The organism is Amycolatopsis sp. NPDC051128, assembly GCF_040682715.1.
GTDB lineage: Bacteria > Actinomycetota > Actinomycetes > Mycobacteriales > Pseudonocardiaceae > Amycolatopsis.
In genome coordinates, this window is sequence record NZ_JBFBBN010000033.1 from 15,083 (window position 1) to 33,349 (window position 18,267).

Sequence of the window (18,267 nt, forward strand, 5' to 3'; positions counted from 1 at the left end):
GTCTATGGCTTGGTGAAGAACCAGATGGCGTACGCGCCGAGGATGACGACACCGAGCGCGAGCACGCCGAGGCCGCCGAGCCAGGCGGTCGCGGGCTCTTCGGCCTCCAGTGCGACGACGATCGCGCCGATCCCGGTGAGCAGGATCCAGATCGCCAGTACGGCGGCGCTGTAGAGCACGGTCTTCGTGACGCTCGTGCCGCCGGTGTCGTCGAAGGCAAGCGCGCGGAAGGCGGAGAAGGCCGTCAGCCCCAGCCCGGCGGCCAGGTACAGCCCGCCCAAGATCCCGACGACGACCTTCGCCGCCGTCCGGCCGACGGTACTTCCGTGATCCACAGCCGCGAACCCTAGCCCCTCGGACGGGGTTCGCCGAGGGCCTTTCGGCCGGTCAGAGTAGGGGCTTACGCCGAACGGCCCGGACGTCCCCTGGCGTCCGGGCCGTTCATCGGCACACCCCGTCGTCCGGCGGGCACCGCTTCCCCCTGCGAACCGGTGCCCGCCCCGCTCAGGAGTCTTCTTCGGGCGTCAGAATCGCGGCGGCGACGTAGATCGGGATGGCGATCCCGGCCGACAGGAAGACCGCCGCGACGAGCCCGATGCGCAGGACAGTCGCGTCGATGCCGAGGTAGGTGGCCCAGCCACCGCAGACACCGGTCAGCATCTTGTCGGTACGGCTGCGGCGGACCTTCTTGGTTTCCGGGGTGTACACGCTGTTCGTCATGGCTCAATGTTCGCTCCCGGCGGCCCTCGTCCACATCGGGAAGGGCCCGGACCCCGACCCTGAACTCGGCCTCGGGGAAAACCACGTGCTGCCCGTATCGGAGAGCAGGTACAACTTCGGACCATGAAACACGACAGTCCCCAGTTCGCCGAGCTCGCCGAGCGGGGCACGATCCTGCGCTGCCAGGTCGGTTCCGGCCTGCACGGCACCGCCGTCGACGGTCAGGACGACCGCGACGAAATGGGGTTGTGCGTGGAGCCGGCCGAGTACGTCACCGGGCTGAAGCGGTTCGAGCAGTACATCTTCCGCACCCAGCCCGAAGGCGTCCGATCCGGGCCGGGCGACCTCGATCTGATCGTCTACTCGCTGCGCAAGTGGATGCGCCTGGCCCTGACCGGGAATCCGACGATCCTGCTCCCGCTGTTCGTCCCGGAGGTGGAGATCGTGCGGATCACCGGTCTCGGCCACGAGCTGCGGGCGAACGCGGACCGGATCGTTTCGCGCCTGGCGGGCCTGAGGTTCGCGGGGTACCTGCGGACGCAGCGGCAGCGGATGCTCGAAGGCGCGCTGAAGGTCAACCGGCCGGAGCTGATCGAGAAGTACGGCTTCGACACGAAGTACGCCATGCACATGGTGCGTCTGGGCGTCCAGGGTGTCGAGCTGCTCGAGACCGGCCGGATGACGCTCCCGATCGCGGAGCCGTGGCTGACCTGGCTGCGCGACCTGCGACGCGGGAAGCACACCCAAGAGGAAGCCATCGAGGCGGCGGCGGAGCTGGAGGACCGGCTCGATCGGTTGGTGCGGGGTGACTCGCCGTTGCCCGAGCAGCCGGACCGAGCCTGGGCGGACCAGTGGCTGGTGCGCGCCTACGAGTCGGCGTGGCAGACGGCTTGAGTGGTCGTGAGTGTGCAGCCGGGCCAGAACCCGGCTGAACACTCACGACAACCCGCGCACCCGCGCCAGGCGGGCTTCCCACGCTGCCTCGGCTTCCGCCGGGGCCCGGTACGCCTCCGTGGGCTCCGGGGCCTGGCGCAGGACGGGCAGATAACCGTCCACTGGGGACAGTGACTCCGGGCAGACATCCCCTTCCAGCAACGAAATCGTGCCCAGTCCGCAGGCGAAGTCCAGCTCGGGGAGCGCCCCGGCCAGAGCAAGCCCCGCCGCCAGGCCGACGCTCGTCTCCACCGCCGACGACACCACGCACGGCAGCCCGCACGCTTCGGCGACCTCCAGTGCCCGGCGCACGCCGCCGAGGGGGGCGACCTTCAGGACCGCGATGTCCGCCGCTCCGGCGACCGCCACCTTCAGCGGGTCCTCCGCCCGGCGGATCGACTCGTCGGCCGCGATGCGGACCGGTACCCGGCGGCGCACCGCGGCCAGGTCCTCGATCGACGGGCACGGCTGCTCGGCGTACTCCAGCCCGCCCGCCGCCTTGTCGAGGGCGGTGATCGCCCGGACCGCCGTGTCGACGTCCCACGCCATGTTGGCGTCGACGCGGATCGCGCCGCCCGGGCCGAGTGCGTCGCGGACCGCTTCCACCCGGGCGCAGTCGTCCACCAGCGCCGAGCGGGGGTCCGCGACCTTCACCTTGGCCGTGCGGCAGCCAGACGCGCGGACCAGCTCGTGCGCCTGCTCCGGCCCGACCACCGGCACGGTCGTGTTCACCTCGACCCGGTCGCGGACCGGCGGCGGCCAGCCGGCTTCGCTCGCTTCCAGCGCCGCCCGCAGCCACGGCACGCTCTCGGCGTCCGAGTAGTCGGCGAACGGGCAGAACTCGCCCCAGCCCGCCTGGCCGCGCAGCAGCACGCCTTCCCGGACGGTGATTCCGCGGAAGCGGGTGCGCAGGGGGATCGCGTAGACCTTCATCGCCGCCGATCATGCCACCGTCCCGAGTCGGGTAACCAGGTGCCGAACTGCACGTTTCCGGACAGAATGGGCCTGTGGTCCTCGATTTCCGTGTGCTGGGTCCGGCGGAGGTCACGGCCGACGGCCGCCCGGTACCGCTCGGGGGCAGCCGGCCGCTGATCGTGCTGGCCGGTTTGGTGCTGCGCGCGAACCGGGTCGTGCCGGTCGACGAACTGGCCCGCTGGCTGTGGAACGACGACCGCCGCCGCTCCAAGGGCGCGCTCCAGACGTACGTGCTGCGCCTGCGTCGCGCTCTCGGCGACCAGGTCGCGATCCGCACCGAGAGCGGCGGCTACCTGATCGAACTCGACGACGACCTGCTCGACCTCACCCGGTTCCGCAAGCTCGCCGTGCGGGGCAAGGCCGCGATGGACCGCGGCGAGAGCCGCCAGGCCGCCGCGCACTTCGCCGAGGCGCTCGGGCACTGGCGCGGACCGGCGCTGCTCAACGTCGAGTCGGACGCGTTGCACCGCGACGAAGTCGGCCAGCTGGCCGAGGAACGGCTGCGCGTCCGCGAGCAGTGGGCCGACGCGCTGCTCGACGTCGGCGAATACGGCACCGTCGTCCCCGAGCTGGTGAGGCTGACCAGTGAGAACCCGCTGCGGGAGCGGCTGCACGAGCAGCTGATGATCGCGCTGTACCGGTCGGGCCGCCAGGCCGAGGCGCTCGACGTGTACCGCCGGATCAGCGGCGTGCTGGCCGAGGAACTGGGGCTCGATCCCGGACCGTCGCTGCAGCGCACCCGGCAGGCGATCCTCACCGGCGCCGAGGACGGCGATCCGGCAGACGGCCGGCTCGCGCGCTACCGGCTCGGCGTCGAGCCGCAGGTGCCGCGCCAGCTGCCCGCCGACCTGCGGATCTTCTCCGGGCGCGAAGGCGACCTCAAGGCGTTGCACGCGCTGCTGCCGGAGGCGCTCGACGCCGGCACGTCGACGCCGATCGCGTCCGTGGAAGGCATGGGCGGCATCGGCAAGACGACACTGGCCGTGCACTTCGCGCACGAGATCGCCGACCGGTTCCCCGGCGGGCAGGTCTACCTCAACCTGCGTGGCTACGGTCCCGGCGAGCCGGTGGAGCCGTCGGCGGCGCTGGAATCGATGCTCACCGCACTCGGCGTGCCGTGCGAGTCGATCCCGGCCGACCTCGACGGCCGCGCGGCGAGCTGGCGGACGCACAGCGCGGGACGGCGGCTGCTGCTCCTGCTCGACAACGCCAACCGCACCGAGCAGGTGCGCCCGCTGCTGCCCGGGCCGGGCTGCCTGGTCGTGATCACCAGCCGCTGGCAGCTGCGCGCGCTGGTCGCGACGCACGGCGCGCGGCGGATCGCGCTGGAGGAGCTCGGCGACGAGGACGCCGTCGAATTGCTCGCGGCCACGATCGGCTTCGACCGGGTCGCCCGCGATCCGGCGGCCGCCGAGCGGTTCGTGCGCTACTGCGGCGGGCTGCCGCTGGCGATCCGGATCCTCGCCGTGCGGGCGGCGCAGTTTCCCGGCCTGGCGCTCGACGAATTCGTCGATTCCCTCGACAGCGACCTGCTCAGCTCGTTCGACCTCGCCGACGGGGAAGGCACCAACATCCGTTCGGTGTTTTCGTATTCCTACCAGGCGTTGGAGCCGACGACGGCGCGGTTGCTGCGGCTGCTCGGGCTGCTCACCGGCGTCGACTTCACCGCACCGGCGGCGGCCGCGGTGGCCGGGCTGGACCTCGCGGCCACCCGGCCGATGCTGGAGACACTGGCCGCCGCGCACCTGCTCGCCCAGCCGCGGCCGGGCCGCTACCAGTTCCATGACCTCATCCGGGCCTACGCCGGCGAAGCCGCTTCGCAGCTTGACCCGGCTTCGCAGCGCGAGGCTGCTTTGGATCGGCTGCTGGGCTGGTACTTGGCGTCGGCGCTGAACGCGTCACGCCGGATGCGGCCGGAGCGCTACTACCGGCTGCTGGAGCTCGACGACCTCGAGGGCGGGCTGACGTTCGCCGAGTACCACGACGCCTTGGACTGGTTCGGCGAGGAGTCCGGCAACCTCATCGCCGCGGTGCACCTGGCGCGGCGCCGCCGCCGCGACGACGTCTGCTGGAAGCTCGCCTGGCTGCTGCAGAGCTACTTCGTGACGCGCTCGCGGCTCGACGACTGGCGCTCGGTGTTCGCGGTGGCGCTCGAAGCCGCGCGGGCGAGCAGCCACCGGCCGGGCGAGGCGGGCATCCTCAGCGGGCTCGGCGTCGTCAACGGCGTGGCCCGGCAGTACGACGAGTCCCGGCGGTACCTGGAACAGGTGCTCGCGATCCAGCGTGAGCTCGGCGCGCGGGAGGGCGAGGCGCGGGCGCACTACAACCTGGCGATGGCGGCGCACAACCTCGAAGACTGCGCCTGGGCGTACGAACACGGCATGCGGGCGCTGGAGATCGTCCGCGAGCTGGGGCTGGGCGTGTTGGAGGCCGGCGTGCTGCGCGCGCTCGGCGACATCTGCACGTCGATGGGCGACTATCAGCAGGCGCTGCGGCTGGCCGATGCGGCGTTGGCGATCCTCGGCCCGGACGGGCAGCCGGTGGACACGCGGTTCACGCTGCACACGCGCGGCCTGGCGCTGCTGGGGCTGGGCCGGGCCGACGAGGGCATCGCGTGCCTCCGCGACTCGGTGGAGATGTTCTTCGCCATGGGCGAGCACTACGAGGCGGCGGACGTACTGGCCCAGCTGGGCACGATCCACCTCCGCAACGGCGACGCGGCACTGGCCCGGGAGTACTGGCTCCGATCGGTGCGGTTGCTGACGGAGCTGGGACATCCGGACGCGGACGACGTGCGAGCGAAGCTGGCCGCTTTGGTGTGCGCGGCAAGCTGAAGCTGTGGCCCGGGACGGGCATCTCGCGTGATCAGCGGGGCTTCAGCCGTGATCGGCGGGGTATCTCACGTGATCAGAGGGGCATCACGCGGGATCGGCACGGCGGCGCGGGCGTCGGCGGCGGGGTGCGTGCGGGGGACCGTTCGCGTGCCGACCCCCAGTGACAGCACGCAAGCCGGTCCGCCCGCGGGGTCCACTCAAGCCGACGGCGCTCACTGTCCGCTCACTGCCTTGTCGGTCACTGCCTTGTCGGTCACTGCCTTGTCGGCGGCGCCACCCCGAGCAGATCGGCCAGGGCTTCGGCGTTGCGGGGCGCTTCGACCTTCACGTCGTTGTCGAAGTAGACGTGCACGTCCCGCCGTCCGCCGTCGTGCCAGGCCCGGATCTTGTCCGCCCACGTGCGCAGCGCCCGGTCCGAGTAGCCGCTGACGTACAGTTCCTCGTCGCCGTGCAGCCGGACGTAGGCGAAGTCCGCGGTCTGGTCTTCGAGGAACGGCCACTTGCCCGCGGTGTCGGCGACCACGAGGGCGATCCCGTGTTCCCGCACCAGCTCCTTCGCCGCGGGCTCCGCGAAGCTCGGGTGCCGGACCTCCAGCGCGTGCCGCAGCGGCCTTCGCCTACCGGCTTCGAGGTACGGCGCTCCCTTCAGCTTGTCGTCGTGCTTCGTGGCCAGCTGCGCCGCGTCCGTCGTGGTCCGCGGCAGCAGGGCGAAGAAGTTCGCGAGCCGGTCCGGGTCGAACGCCAGTCTCGGCGGCAGCTGCCACAGGAACGGCCCCAGCTTCGCGCCGAGTGCGAGCACGCCGGAGGCGTAGAAGTTCGCCAGCGCCGTTTCGACGTCGCGCAGCTGCTTCATGTGCGTGATGAACCGGCCGCCCTTGACGGCGAAGAGGAAGTCCGCCGGGGTCTCGTCGAACCACGCGCGGTACCGCTCCGGCCGCTGCAGCGAGTAGAACGAGCCGTTGATTTCGACCGCGTTCATCCGCCGCGACAGGTACTCGAGCTCCCGTCGCTGCGCCAGCCCTGGCGGGTAGAACACCCCGCGCCACGGCGGATAGCGCCACCCCGAAGTGCCGATCCGGATCTCGGCGATCGCCCTCACCGCCTTCCCGCGGTGGGTGATGCCCGCTCGCCGCGGCCGCCAAACGCGCCCGCGCGGGCGCCGTCCGGACGGGTGGACCGCCGGCCGGGACAGCCGACCCAGTTTTGCGGACGGTCGTCTGACCGGTCCCTTGTCCCGTCTGCTCATAGGCCCACCTCCACCCAGCACCGTTGGTCGGCGAGGCGAGAACCGGCCGGACGGCGCGCAAAGGATTCGCCGGGTGGGCCGGAGCCGTGCGCGAGGTCGCATGGTCCGGCGGCGGTCCGGAGCGTGGTGGTGTTCATGCCCAGGAAAACCGCCAGTGCCGCGACTGCACCAGCCCGGACGCGTACTCGCGCAGGTTGCCCGGCTGCCCGGCGAACGTCGGCAGGCTGAACGCCCGGTGCTCCGCCGCGACCGTCAGCGCCCTGGCCTGGTTGCGTGGTGGCGCCGCCACCGACAGCTCGAGCGTGTCGAAGCCCAGCACCACCAGCGTCGCGCCGAAGCGCTCTTCCCAGCTGCGCAGCACCGCCGACAGCTCGGCCACCTGGTCGGTGCACTTGATCATCCCGGTCCAGCCCAGCAGGGCCGGGATGTCGGCCGGCCGTTCGGTCTGGACCAGCCCGAGCCGGTGCGGGGCGCGCGTGGCCAGGATCGATCCCGTGTTGCCCGCTTCGGCCAGCGGGTCGGACTTGCGTGGGCTCCGCTTGGCCAGCCCGGGGAACCGCGCGCCGAACGGCCGCAGGCAGGCGCCGTCGCAGCAGGAGCCGTCCCACCAGCGGGCCAGCGCGCCCGCGGCGTCGGCCGTCGCGACGCGGTGGCCGGCCGGGGCGAGCCTGCCGCGGTCGTCGATCCAGTCCTCGCCGTTCGCGGCGAAGCGCTGGTCATGCGGGATCAGCACCGGCCACAACCCGGACCGCTCGAACTCGGCCACGCAGCCGAGGTAGCGCTCAGGCCGGGTCAGCGGCAGGTCGGACACCCACAGCCGGCCGTGCCACGACCCGGGTGGCAGGGTCTGGACCGGCGGCGCGGGCATACCGGGGCGGAGCGGTGCGATCGTCATGGACATCCCCTCGAACTAGTGTTCGCTTACTGCATGTCGAACAGTAGTTCGAGGGTCCGACAATTTCCAGCGTTTTGCCCGCTCATCCGTTCGAGTGAATCGGCAAACTCGCAGGTCAGTGCGATGCTGGGGCGCGTGTGACACAAGATGTTGCTGAGGCGCGCCACTGCGCCGAAGGAGTGGCCCGGCCGGCACGAGACGAACCCGGCAGATCGGTCACCTGCGTGGATCTTGCCTAGCCGGGGATCGGTTGCCAGGCTCTCTCTGGACCCGGCGACACGATCAAGACGAGCCATCGGAGGGGCATGGAGTTCCACGTGCTGGGCCAGGTCGAGGTGGCGGTCGCCGGACGGGCGATCGGTCTCGGCGGTCCGAAGCCGCGCACGCTGCTCGCCCTGCTGGCCGTGAACGCCGGGCACGTGGTGCCGCTCGAGCAGGTGATCGACACGATCTGGGGCGAAGAGCCGCCGGATCAGGCTCGCGCCGCCGTCTACACCTACGTCTCGACCCTGCGGCGGGCGCTGGCGGAGGGCGGCGACCCCGACGTGATCGCGCGCAGCGGGGGCGGCTACCGGCTGGCCGTCGACCTCGAGCAGGTCGACCTGCACGTCTTCACCCGGAACCTGTCGGCGGGCCGTCGCGCGCGGGCGGCCGGGGAACCCGGCCGCGCGATCGCCCTCATCCGGCAGGCCCTCGCGGCGTGGCGGGGGACCGCACTGAGCGGCACGCAGGGCAGGTGGGCGGAGAACGAACGAGCCCGCCTGGAGGAACTGCGGGTCGCGGCGCTGGAGGACCGCGTCGACGTCGAGCTGGAGACCGGCGAAGGCGAGTCGCTGATCCCGGAACTGACCTCCGCCGTCGCCGCGCACCCCCTGCGGGAACGGCTGCGCGCCCAGCTCATGCTGGCGCTGCACCAGAGCGGCCGCCGGGCCGACGCGCTCGCCTGCTACCAGGACGGCCGCAAGACGCTGCTCGGCGAGCTGGGGCTGGAACCCGGCCCGGTGCTGCACGCGGCCCACGAACGCGTCCTGCGTGACGAGCACGCAACGCCGGCCGGCCCACCGCGCCGGGCCGAGGGCCGGCACGCCCCGGCGCCGAGCCAGCTCCCCTTCGACATCGCCGACTTCACCGGCCGCGCGCGCGAAGTCGCGGAGCTGACCCGGCGACTGTCCGAAGAGGTCACCGGGTCACGGCTGTGCGCCGTCTACGGCAAACCCGGCTCGGGCAAGAGCACGTTCGCCGCGCACGTCGCGCACCGCGTGCGCGAACACTTCCCCGACGGGCAGCTCTACGCCTCGTTGCGCGGGGTGCAGGCCGTCCGCGCCGACCCGGCCGAAGTGCTGGCGGGGTTCCTGCGCGCGCTGGGCGTGGCGGACCAGGACATCCCCGCTCGCCAGGAGGAACGAGCCCAGCTCTACCGCACGCTGCTCGCCGACCGGCGCATCCTCGTGGTGCTCGACGACGCGTCCGACGAACGCCAGGTCCGGCCGCTGCTGCCCGGCGGCCACACCTGCGCGGCGCTGGTGACCAGCCGGGAACGCCTCGGCGCGTTCGGCGGCGCCGTCCACCTGCCCCTGCCCGTGCTGGACGAGGCGGAAGCCCTGGAACTGCTGAGCCGGGTCGTCGGCGGCACCCGGGTGGCGGAGCACCCCGAAGCCGCCCGCGAGCTGGTGCGCCTGTGCGGCAACCTGCCGCTCGCCGTGCGCATCGCCGGCGCCCGGCTCGCCGCGCGGCCGCAGTGGAAGGTCGGCAGGCTCACCGAACGCCTTCGCGTGCAGCACCGGATCCTGCAGGAGCTCACCCTCGGCGACCTGGAGGTGCGTGGCAGTCTCGCGCTCAGCTACGACGGCCTTGACGAGCGGGAACGCACCGCGTTGCGCAGGCTCGGCCTGCTCGACGTCTCCTCGTTCGGCGCGTGGGTGGCGGCTCCTCTCCTCGACTGCGACGGCCACCAGGCGGAGGAGGTGGTCGAGCGGCTCGTCGACGCCCAGCTGCTCGACGTGTCCACAGTGGACGACGGCGGCGCGATGCGCTACCAGATCCACGACCTGACGCGGGCCTTCGCCCGCGAACGCGGGGAGGCGGAGGAGACCGCGGCCGAGATCAGGGCGGTGACCGCGCGCGCCGCCGAGTGCTGGCTCGATCTGGTCGAACTCGCGGGCAGCCGCGCGCCGCACGCTCCCGCCGGGACGAGCCAGCTGGCCAGGTACCTGGCCCCGGCGCAGATCGACGAGATCCTGACCGATCCCGAGGCGTGGTTCGACGCGGAGCAGACCGGCCTCGTCGGTGTGGTCGAGCGCGTCAGCGGACTGGACCTCACCGACGTCGCCACCCGGCTCGCCGCGGCCCTGTGCTCGTCGGTCTTCGCCGTGCGCAACCTGTTCGGCCAGTGGTGGCGCACGCACAACGCGGCGCTCGCGGCCGCGCGCCGGACCGGTGACCGCGCCGGCGAGGCGAGGCTGCTGTCGGGGCTGGGCTGGCTGCGCTACGAACAGGACCGCTTCGACGAGTCGATCGCCTACCACGAGCAGGCCCTCGCCGCCCACGAGCTGGACGGCGACCGGCGCGGGCAGGCCATGAGCAGGCTCGACCTCAGCATCGTGCAGTGCGAGTACGGCCAGTTCGCCCAGGCGCGGCACTCCCTCGACCTCGCGCTGCCCGAGCTGCGGGAGCTGGGTGAGAAGCAGGCGGAAGTCCAGGCGCTGCACGGACTCGGCCACGTCCTCACCGAACAGGGCGAACTGGACGAGGCACTGGCCGTCGCCGAACGCGCGGCGGCCGGGTACGCGACGGTGGGCGACGCGGGCAGCCGCGCGGTCGCCCTGCGCTCGGTGAGCCTCGTCCACCGCGCCGCCGGACGGCTCGGCGAGGCGGCCCGGCTCAGCCAGGAGGCGGTGGACCTCTTGCGCGGCGTCGACGACCCGCTGATGTCCGCGTACGCCGTGCAGGCGCTCGCCAAGGTCCGCATCCGCCAGGGCCGCGGCGACGAGGTGCGCGACGAGATGCTCGCGTGCCTCGCCACCTGCCACCGGATGCAGGACGGCTTCGGCCAGGGACTGATGCTGCGCACCCTCGGCGAACTGGAGCTCGCCGCCGGGAGGTTCCTCGACGCGCGCGCCTACCTCGAGCGGTCGGTCCAATGGTGGGACGCGCTCATGTTGCCGGTGTGGCGGGCGCGTGCTCTGCGCGATCTCGCGACGACGCTCGACGCGCTCGGCGAGACGGCCGGCGCGGAAGCGGCGTGGACCGAGGCCATGGGCATCTTCCGGCTGCACGGAAGCCGCGAAGCGCGGGAACCGCGTCCGGTGCTCCGCGTCTCAAACCCGGCGGCGAGTCCGCGCTCGGTCAGCAGCTGATCCGGGCATTTTCCCTGGTCAGCGGCCCTGTGGTGGCTAAATGACGGGTTTGAGGTTTCTTTGATCACCGCGGGAGAAGCTTCTCCCCGTCCCCAGGAGGAACAGGGGGCGGTGACCACACCGCACTGGGGACGTCGCGGATCTTCCCGTGTGAAGAAGGGATCAATCATGTCCACGCTCAAGAAGACGCTCGGCCGGGCCGCCACCGCGGCCCTCGTCGCGGGCATCGCCTTCGGTGGCCTCCAGGCGACCGCGTCGGCCGGGGAGTTGCCGACGGGGGCCAACCGCGTCGGTGTGCTGGCCGGCGGCAAGCTGCTCGTGAAGGAAGGCAACCTCTACGACTCCTGGGTCGAAGAAGTCACCGGGGTGAAGAAGTTCGAGATCGCGGGCGACCGGATCGGCGTGCTGACCGCGGACTCGCGGCTTTTGGTCAAGGAAGGCAACCTGTGGACGAACTGGGTCGAAGAAGCGGGCAACGTCCGCGACTTCCGGCTCGCGGGCAACCGGATCGGCGTGGTGCGCAACGACACCACGGCCGCGGTCAAGGACGGCGCGCTGAACGCGGGCTGGGTCGAGGAGACCAGCGGCGTCAAGGACCTGGAACTGACCCCGAACCGGGTCGGCGTGGTGTTCGACAACGGCCTGGCCACCGTCAAGGAGGGTGACCTCTACGCGCCGTGGGTGGACCAGATGGGGGCGGTCGCCGACCTCGAGCTCTCCGCCGACCGGGTCGGTGTCCTGCGCACCGACGGAACCGTGGCGGTCAAGGAGTCGAACCTGTGGTCCAACTGGGTCGAGGAGGTCTCCGGCGTCAAGCAGCTGAAGCTCTCCGGCAGCCGCATCGGTGTCGTGCTCGACAACGGGCTGGCCACCGTCAAGGAGGGCAACCTCTACGCGTCGTGGGTGAACCAGCTCGCCAACGCCGCCGACCTGCAGATCGCCGGTGACCGCATCGGCGTGCTGCGCACCGACGGCAGCGTCACCGTCAAGGACGGCGGGCTCTACGGGACGTGGGTCGAACAGATCAACGGGATCCAGCAGCTGCGCCTCGCCGCCGCCGGCACCCCTTCGACGAGCGGCCAGGTCTCGCTGGCCGACATCACCGCCATCTACGGCTCCACCTACGCCACCGACACCGTCGCGGCCGGCCTGCCGGGCCTGAACGCCGAGATGACGGCCGGGGGCATCACCACGGCGAGCCGCAAGGCCGCGCTGCTCGCCACGCTCAAGCACGAGAGCGGGTTCCGCTACAACGCGGGCGAAGCGGGCAACTCCGAGCTGTACCGCGGTCGCGGGTTCATCCAGCTGACCGGTGACTTCAACTACCGGTCCGCCGGCAACGCGCTCGGTTACGACTTCCTCGGCCACCCGGACGCCGCCGCCACGCTCGACTGGAGCGCCAAGATCGCCCGCTGGTACTGGACTTCCCGCAACATCAACGCGGCCGCGGACAACTACGACATGGGCGCGGTGGGCCGCGCGATCGGCTACTCCTACGCCCTCGACCCGACCGAGTCGCTCAACCGGTGCGCGGACTACAAGAAGGCCCTCGCCTACTTCAACGGCGGCTCGCTGCCCGTCGGCGACAGCGCCATCAACTGCACCCGCTGACCCCTGCCTCGTCCGAAGGAGATTGTCATGTCGCTCTTCAAACGCGCCACCACGACCGTCCTCGCCGCCGCCGTCCTCGCCCTGCTGGGCGCCGTCCCGGCGAGCGCGGACACGCGGACCGACGTCCGCGACCTCGCCGCCGCGAACCTGAACAAGCAGACCTGCAGCACGAACAGCCTCGGCGGCGTCGGGTTCATGGACAGCTGCCGGATGCAGTGGGCGTGGTGCGCCGACTTCGTCAGATGGGTGTGGGGCAACCGGAATCTCAACGTCGACCGGCTGACCGCCGCGGCGGGCAGCTTCTACCTGTACGGCCAGCAGAAGGGCACGCTGCACACCGACGCCGGCTACGTCCCGCAGGTGGGCGACGCGGTCGTCTTCGAGTACCAGGGCAACGGCTACGCCGAGCACGTCGGGATGGTCGACACGGTGAACGCCGACGGCACCATCCGCACGATCAACGGCAACTGGGGCAGCGGCGGCCCCGGCACCACCAGCGTCCAGTACGGCTCCGGGCCCGGCCGGGTCGGCCAGTACATCGCCGGCCAGCGGATCTCGGCGTTCGTCAGCCCGGTCGGCCTGACCGACCCGGCGAAGCCCGCCACGCCGCGGCTGGGCGTGCTGTTCCAGGACAGCTCGGTACAGGTGAAGGAAGGCAACCTCTACGCGGGCTGGACTTCCGTGCACGGCGGCGGCATCGTCAAGTCCGAAGTGCACGGTGACATGGTGGGCGTGCTGACCGGCGCCGGGGACCTGTACGTCAAGCAGGGCAACCTGTACCAGCAGTGGTTCCACCAGGCGGGCAGCGTGAAGGACTTCGCGCTCGAGTCGTCGACCGGACGCATCGCGGTCCTGCGCACCGACGGCACGGTCGCGGTCAAGGAAGGCGGCCTGCAGGGTGGCTGGGTCGAGGAGACCAGCAACGCCAAGGAGGTCGAGCTCTCGGGCGACTACATCGCCGTCGTCGACAACAACGGTGCGGTGTACGCCAAGCAGGGCAACCTGTACGCGAGCTGGGTCACCGAGCTGGGTGCCGCGGCCGACGTCGAGCTGGACGCGAGCACCGGCCGCCTCGCGGTCGTGCGCACCGACGGTTCGCTGACGGTCAAGGAGGGCGGCCTCTACGGCGCCTGGGTCGAGCAGACGTCGGGGGTGAAGCAGGTCGACCTGTCCGGGGACTACCTCGGTGTCGTCTTCACCAACGGCTTGGCCTCGGTCAAGCAGGGCAACCTGTACGCGGGTTGGATCAACCAGCTCTCCAACGCGGCGAAGATCGAGGTCGATGCCCCGGCGGGCCGGGTCGGCGTCCTGCGCGCGGACGGTTCGCTGACGGTCAAGGACGGTGGCCCGTACGGCGCCTGGGTCGAGCAGACGGGCGCGGTCGGCGACTTCCAGCTGACCAGCTACTGATCGCCGGCTACTGATCGCCGGCTACTGATCGCCGGCTACTGACCGCCGGAGTGGGGCCGCGCCGAGGGGGCGCGGCCCCACCCGTCGTTGTGGAGCGGGGCGGTCGCGGTCAGCGTTCGCCGGGCGCCTGGGTGAGCCGGCGACGGCGCAACCGGACCACGACGAACAGCCCGATCGCCACCGCCACCGCGGCCAGCACGGCGTACTGGAACACCGACGCGTAGCGGTCGACGAGCGACCAGCTCTCGCCGAGCAGGTAGCCGGCCACGACGAACGCCGTGTTCCACAGCAGGCTGCCCGCCGTGGTCAGCAGCAGGAACCGGCCGAACGGCATGCGCTCCACGCCGGCGGGCAGGGAAATCAGGCTGCGGAAGATCGGCACCATCCGCCCGAGGAACACGGCCTTGCCGCCGTGCCGGGCGAACCACGCTTCGGTCCGGTCGAAGTCGCGGACCTCCATCAGCGGGATGCGGCTCACCAGGGCACGGGTGCGGTCGCGGCCGAGCAGCGCACCGATCCAGTAGACGATCACCGCGCCGGCCAGCGAGCCCAGCGTGGTCCAGAACAGGGCGCCGAGCAGGGTGAACGCGCCCCGGCTGGCGGAGAACCCGGCGAGTGGCAGCACGAGCTCGCTGGGGATCGGCGGGAAGAGGTTGTCGAGGCCGACGATGATCGCGGCGCCGGGCCCGCCGAGCGAGTCGATGAGCCCGACGGCCCAGCCGGCGAGGCCGGTCATCGGTTCGGCGGAGGTGGTGGTGGTCTGCAGGAGGTCCATGCCCTCGAACGTACGAATTCCCGAGGTCGGGCACATTGCTGAGCGCCACCCGAAAAACTGCGGAAAACCGCAGTACGCACCGCGCCCGGGCTGGCTAGCCTGAGGTCGTGATCACATGGGCCGCACGCACGACGGCGGGTGTCGGCCTCGGCGCGCTCACCGCGCTCGCCGAGGTGCTGTACCTGCTCCTGGGCGCGCCCCTGCTCGCCGTGCCCGCGACCCGGAAGGCCGTCCAGCGCGGCGCCCGCCGGCTCGCCGACGTCGAACGCGCCCGGCTGCTGGTGTTCTTTGACAACTACAACGAAGACGACTACGACGGCCGCCGGGCCCTGCAGTACCTCGTTCCACGCGTGCTCGTCGGTCTGCTCGGACTGGGTGTCTGGGCGTGCGTCGGAACCGGAGTGGTCGCGGCGGTCTTCTATGCCCGGCAGCTGGTCACCGGGCGCGCGCCCGGCGGGCAGGGCGCCGGTACCGCGGCCGACTGGCTGCTGATCGCCGTGCTCGCGACGATCGCGGTGTTCCTCTGCTGGCAGGGGATCGCCGGCGTCGCCGCGCTGGACCGGCGGCTGGCCCGGCGGTTCCTCGGCCCGAGCCACCGGCAGCTGCTGCTGCGCCGGATGTCCTACCTCGCCACCAGCCGCGCGGAGGTCGTCGAAGCGGTGAACGGCGAACGCCGCCGCATCGAACGCGATCTGCACGACGGCGTGCAGCAGCGGCTGGTCGCCCTGGGCGTGCTGCTCGGCCGGGCCCGGCGCACGGGTGACGCCGATCTGGTCCGGCAGGCGCACGAAGAAACCCAGGAAGCACTGCGCGAGCTGCGGGAAGTCTCCTGGCGGGTGTACCCGATCGCGCTCGACGAAAGCGGTCTCGAAGCCGCGCTCGAGTCGCTCGCCGAGCGGGCGACGATCCCGGTCTCGGTGCGGTACGCGCTCGCTGAACCACCGCCCACCGCGCTCGCGACCGTCGTGTACTTCGTGGCCTCGGAGTCGGTCACCAACGCGGCCAAGCACTCCGGCGCGGCGCGGATCACGATCGACGTCCACCTCGCCGACCGGAAGATCGTCGTGGAGATCACCGACGACGGCCGCGGCGGCGCCCGAGTCGGCGGAACAGGCGGGCTCACCGGCCTGGTGCGGCGCGTGGCGGCCGCGGACGGGGAGTTCACTGTGGACAGTCCGGCGGGTCGGCACACGGTGGTGCGGGCGGTGCTCCCGTGCGGGTGATCCTGGCCGAGGACTCGACGCTGCTGCGCGAAGGACTGGTGCGGCTGCTGGCCGAAGAGGGCCACGACGTCGTCGCCGCGGTCGGTGACGGCGAAGCGCTCCTCGAGGTGGTCGAGACCCACCGCCCCGACGTCGTCGTCACCGACGTGCGGATGCCGCCGGACCACACCGACGAAGGGCTGCGCGCCGCCCTCGAGATCCGGGCAAGGTGGCCGGAGACCGGGGTGCTCGTTCTCTCCCAATACGTCGAGAAGCGCTACGCCGCCAAGCTGATCAGCGGCGACGGCAGCCGGGTCGGCTACCTGCTCAAGGACCGCGTGGCCCAGGTCGGCGAATTCCTCGACGCCCTCGAGCGGGTCGGTGCGGGCGGGGCGGCGTTCGACCCGGAGGTCGTCCGGCGGCTGGTCGCCCGCACCTCCCACGAGGACGCCCTGGGCCGGCTGACCCAGCGCGAGCGCGACGTCCTGGAGAAGATGGCGCAGGGCCACACGAACGCGAGCATCGCGAAGCTGCTGTTCGTCTCGCAGAGCGGCGTGGAAAAGCACGCGAACGCGATTTTCGACAAGCTCGACCTCCCCCAGGCGGCCGGGTACAGCCGCCGGGTGCTGGCCGTTCTGCGCTACCTCGGGTCGTGACTCACAGCGGCCGCAGCAGGTCGTCCGCGTCGACGATGTGGTACGCGTAGCCCTGCTCGGCGAGGAACCGCTGCCGGTGCGCCGCGTACTCCGTGTCCACCGTGTCGCGCGAGACGATCGAGTAGAAGTGCGCCTGCCGCCCGTCGCCCTTGGGGCGCAGGAGCCGGCCCAGGCGCTGCGCCTCCTCCTGCCGCGAGCCGAACGTGCCCGAGATCTGGATCGCCACCGATGCCTCGGGCAGGTCGATCGAGAAGTTCGCGACCTTCGACACCACCAGCGTCCGGATCTCGCCGCGGCGGAACTTGTCGAACAGCTCCTCGCGCTCCTTGTTGCGGGTGGAACCCTGGATCACCGGCGCGTCGAGCTCGTCGCCGAGCATCTCCAGCTGGTCGAGGTACGCGCCGATGACCAGCGTCGGCTCCCCGGCGTGCTTCGCCACGATGGACTTGATCACCGGGGTCTTCGTCAGCGCCGTCGCCGCCAGCTTGTACCGCTCCTCGGCCTCGGCCGTGGCGTAGTCCAGCCGTTCCGCGTCGGTCAGCGTCACGCGGACCTCGGTGCACTCCGCCGGCGCGATCCAGCCCTGCGCCTCGATGTCGCGCCAGGGCACGTCGTAGCGCTTCGGGCCGATGAGCGAGAAGACGTCGCCTTCGCGGCCGTCCTCGCGCACCAGCGTCGCGGTGAGGCCGAGCCGGCGGCGGGACTGCAGGTCCGCCGTCATCCGGAACACCGGCGCCGGCAGCAGATGCACCTCGTCGTAGACGACCAGGCCCCAGTCCCGCGAGTCGAACAGCTCCAGGTGCCGGTACTCACCCTTGGTCTTGCGGGTGATCACCTGGTACGTGGCGATCGTGACCGGCCGGATCTCCTTCTTCTCCCCGGAGTACTCGCCGATCTCCTCCTCGGTCAGCGACGTCCGCGCGATCAGCTCGCGCTTCCACTGCCGCCCGGCGACCGTGTTCGTCACCAGGATCAGCGTCGTGGCCTGCGCCTTCGCCATGGCCGCCGCGCCGACCAGCGTCTTCCCCGCGCCGCACGGCAGCACGACGACGCCGGAGCCGCCCGCCCAGAACGCCTCCGCGGCCTGCCGCTGGTAGTCGCGGAGCACCCAGTCCGTCTCGTCGAGGGCGATCGCGTGCGCCTCGCCGTCGACGTACCCGGCGAGGTCCTCGGCGGGCCAGCCGACCTTCAGCAGCGCCTGCTTCAGCCGTCCGCGCTCGGACGGGTGCACGAGGATGGTGTCCTCGTCGATCCGGGCGCCGAGCATCGGGCTGATCTTCTTGTTCCGGGCGACCTCGGTCAGCACCGCGCGGTCAGTGGTCGACATGACCAGGCCGTGCGCCGGGTGGTTGGCGATCTGCAGCCTGCCGAACCGGCCCATCACGTCGACGACGTCGATCAGCAGCGGCTGCGGCACCGGGAAGCGCGAATACGTCGTCAGCGCGTCGACGACCTGTTCGGCGTCGTGGCCCGCGGCGCGCGCGTTCCACAACGCCAGCGGCGTGATCCGGTAGGTGTGCACGTGCTCCGGCGCCCGTTCCAGCTCGGCGAACGGCGCGATGGCCATCCGCGCGTCGTTGGCCTGGGGGTGGTCGACCTCCAGGAGCACGGTCTTGTCGGACTGGACGATCAGCGGGCCATCAGTCACAACTAC

Annotated in this window: 14 protein-coding genes; 7 read left to right on the top strand and 7 right to left on the bottom strand. The window is 71.7% G+C overall.

The window, feature by feature from the left end; all coding sequences use genetic code 11:
* Positions 1-2: 2 nt before the first annotated feature.
* Positions 3-335 carry a hypothetical protein gene (locus AB0M82_RS28915; protein WP_364728225.1) on the bottom strand — a complete coding sequence of 111 codons (333 nt, stop codon included), beginning with the start codon at positions 333-335 and terminating at the stop codon, positions 3-5.
* Between the two features lie 169 nt (positions 336-504).
* Positions 505-720: a PspC domain-containing protein gene (locus AB0M82_RS28920; protein ID WP_364728228.1), complete on the bottom strand. Its 216-nt coding sequence runs from the start codon at positions 718-720 to the stop codon at positions 505-507.
* Between the two features lie 123 nt (positions 721-843).
* Between AB0M82_RS28920 and AB0M82_RS28925 the strand changes: the two genes are divergently transcribed.
* Positions 844-1,614, top strand: a complete 771-nt coding sequence (locus AB0M82_RS28925) for a nucleotidyltransferase domain-containing protein (RefSeq protein ID WP_364728230.1) — start codon at positions 844-846, stop codon at positions 1,612-1,614.
* A gap of 42 nt (positions 1,615-1,656) precedes the next feature.
* On the opposite strand, the gene AB0M82_RS28930 is transcribed toward AB0M82_RS28925, so the two are convergent.
* Positions 1,657-2,586, bottom strand: a complete 930-nt coding sequence (locus AB0M82_RS28930) for an o-succinylbenzoate synthase (protein ID WP_364728231.1) — start codon at positions 2,584-2,586, stop codon at positions 1,657-1,659.
* 74 nt (positions 2,587-2,660) lie between these two features.
* On the opposite strand from AB0M82_RS28930, the gene AB0M82_RS28935 reads away from it, so the two are divergent.
* Positions 2,661-5,462, top strand: coding sequence for a BTAD domain-containing putative transcriptional regulator (locus tag AB0M82_RS28935; RefSeq protein WP_364728234.1), 2,802 nt, complete (start codon positions 2,661-2,663; stop codon positions 5,460-5,462).
* A gap of 253 nt (positions 5,463-5,715) precedes the next feature.
* Here AB0M82_RS28935 and AB0M82_RS28940 read toward each other — a convergent pair whose 3' ends face one another.
* Together AB0M82_RS28940 and AB0M82_RS28945 are read right to left on the bottom strand one after the other, a co-directional pair.
* Positions 5,716-6,561 carry a DUF72 domain-containing protein gene (locus tag AB0M82_RS28940; protein WP_364728236.1) on the bottom strand — a complete coding sequence of 282 codons (846 nt, stop codon included), beginning with the start codon at positions 6,559-6,561 and terminating at the stop codon, positions 5,716-5,718.
* A 280-nt stretch (positions 6,562-6,841) separates the two neighbouring features.
* Positions 6,842-7,603, bottom strand: coding sequence for a DUF4253 domain-containing protein (locus AB0M82_RS28945; RefSeq protein ID WP_364728238.1), 762 nt, complete (start codon positions 7,601-7,603; stop codon positions 6,842-6,844).
* A 305-nt stretch (positions 7,604-7,908) separates the two neighbouring features.
* Between AB0M82_RS28945 and AB0M82_RS28950 the strand changes: the two genes are divergently transcribed.
* The 3 genes from AB0M82_RS28950 to AB0M82_RS28960 all read left to right on the top strand — a co-directional run bounded on the left by AB0M82_RS28950 (position 7,909) and on the right by AB0M82_RS28960 (position 13,980).
* Positions 7,909-10,959 (top strand): BTAD domain-containing putative transcriptional regulator, encoded by a 3,051-nt coding sequence (locus tag AB0M82_RS28950; RefSeq protein ID WP_364728240.1) that lies wholly within the window; start codon positions 7,909-7,911, stop codon positions 10,957-10,959.
* 168 nt (positions 10,960-11,127) lie between these two features.
* Positions 11,128-12,570 carry a glycoside hydrolase family 19 protein gene (locus AB0M82_RS28955; protein WP_364728243.1) on the top strand — a complete coding sequence of 481 codons (1,443 nt, stop codon included), beginning with the start codon at positions 11,128-11,130 and terminating at the stop codon, positions 12,568-12,570.
* A gap of 27 nt (positions 12,571-12,597) precedes the next feature.
* Entirely contained in the window at positions 12,598-13,980 is a 1,383-nt protein-coding gene (locus AB0M82_RS28960) for a CHAP domain-containing protein (protein ID WP_364728245.1), read from the top strand.
* A gap of 109 nt (positions 13,981-14,089) precedes the next feature.
* Here the strand turns inward: AB0M82_RS28960 and AB0M82_RS28965 are convergent, their stop codons facing one another.
* Complete coding sequence (locus AB0M82_RS28965; protein WP_364728248.1) at positions 14,090-14,755, bottom strand: DedA family protein; 666 nt, start codon at positions 14,753-14,755, stop codon at positions 14,090-14,092.
* A 107-nt stretch (positions 14,756-14,862) separates the two neighbouring features.
* Between AB0M82_RS28965 and AB0M82_RS28970 the strand changes: the two genes are divergently transcribed.
* Positions 14,863-15,978 carry a histidine kinase gene (locus AB0M82_RS28970; protein ID WP_364728250.1) on the top strand — a complete coding sequence of 372 codons (1,116 nt, stop codon included), beginning with the start codon at positions 14,863-14,865 and terminating at the stop codon, positions 15,976-15,978.
* On the top strand, positions 15,969-16,613 hold the full coding sequence (locus AB0M82_RS28975) for a response regulator transcription factor (protein ID WP_364728253.1): 645 nt from the start codon (positions 15,969-15,971) through the stop codon (positions 16,611-16,613). Before AB0M82_RS28970 ends, AB0M82_RS28975 begins: the two co-directional genes overlap by 10 nt.
* A 1-nt stretch (position 16,614) precedes the next feature.
* On the opposite strand, the gene AB0M82_RS28980 is transcribed toward AB0M82_RS28975, so the two are convergent.
* Positions 16,615-18,261, bottom strand: a complete 1,647-nt coding sequence (locus AB0M82_RS28980) for a DNA repair helicase XPB (RefSeq protein ID WP_364728256.1) — start codon at positions 18,259-18,261, stop codon at positions 16,615-16,617.
* Positions 18,262-18,267 lie beyond the last annotated feature (6 nt).

Bases quoted from the DNA above. Each gene is read 5' to 3' on its own strand.
- AB0M82_RS28960 (WP_364728245.1), top strand. From the start codon at position 12,598: ATGTCGCTCTTCAAACGCGCCACCACGACCGTCCTCGCCGCCGCCGTC.
- AB0M82_RS28945 (WP_364728238.1), bottom strand. From the start codon at position 7,603: ATGACGATCGCACCGCTCCGCCCCGGTATGCCCGCGCCGCCGGTCCAG.
- AB0M82_RS28955 (WP_364728243.1), top strand. From the start codon at position 11,128: ATGTCCACGCTCAAGAAGACGCTCGGCCGGGCCGCCACCGCGGCCCTC.
- AB0M82_RS28925 (WP_364728230.1), top strand. From the start codon at position 844: ATGAAACACGACAGTCCCCAGTTCGCCGAGCTCGCCGAGCGGGGCACG.
- AB0M82_RS28920 (WP_364728228.1), bottom strand. From the start codon at position 720: ATGACGAACAGCGTGTACACCCCGGAAACCAAGAAGGTCCGCCGCAGC.
- AB0M82_RS28965 (WP_364728248.1), bottom strand. From the start codon at position 14,755: ATGGACCTCCTGCAGACCACCACCACCTCCGCCGAACCGATGACCGGC.
- AB0M82_RS28930 (WP_364728231.1), bottom strand. From the start codon at position 2,586: ATGAAGGTCTACGCGATCCCCCTGCGCACCCGCTTCCGCGGAATCACC.
- AB0M82_RS28950 (WP_364728240.1), top strand. From the start codon at position 7,909: ATGGAGTTCCACGTGCTGGGCCAGGTCGAGGTGGCGGTCGCCGGACGG.